1 protein-coding gene is annotated in these 255 nt (G+C 69.8%); it reads left to right on the top strand.

Features of this window, described 5'->3' with window-relative positions; all coding sequences use genetic code 11:
• Window positions 1-255 (top strand): acyltransferase domain-containing protein (locus IH13_RS39325; protein ID WP_037843376.1); only part of this gene is annotated, 255 nt, incomplete at both ends.

The raw sequence follows: 255 nt of genomic DNA, 5'->3' as shown, positions 1-255 counted from the left end.
GCGGAGAAGGTGGAGGCGCGGCTCGCGAGGTGGGCGGGACGGCTTTCCGTTGCCGCGGTCAACGGCCCTTCCTCCGTGGTCGTCTCCGGGGACGCCGACGCACTGGACGAACTGAGGGAGCTGTGCAAGGCCGACGGTGTGCGCTGCAAGCGCATCGACGTGGACTACGCCTCCCACAGTGCGCATGTGGAACGCATTCACGGCCGGCTGCTGGAGGTGCTGGCGGGCCTGTCGCCGCGTTCTTCGCAGGTGCCG

It is taken from the genome of Streptomyces sp. NRRL WC-3549, assembly GCF_000721935.1.
Taxonomy (GTDB): Bacteria; Actinomycetota; Actinomycetes; order Streptomycetales; family Streptomycetaceae; genus Streptomyces.
The sequence above is the reverse complement of the archived record's forward strand: the minus strand, read 5'-3'. Positions and strand labels throughout refer to the sequence as shown.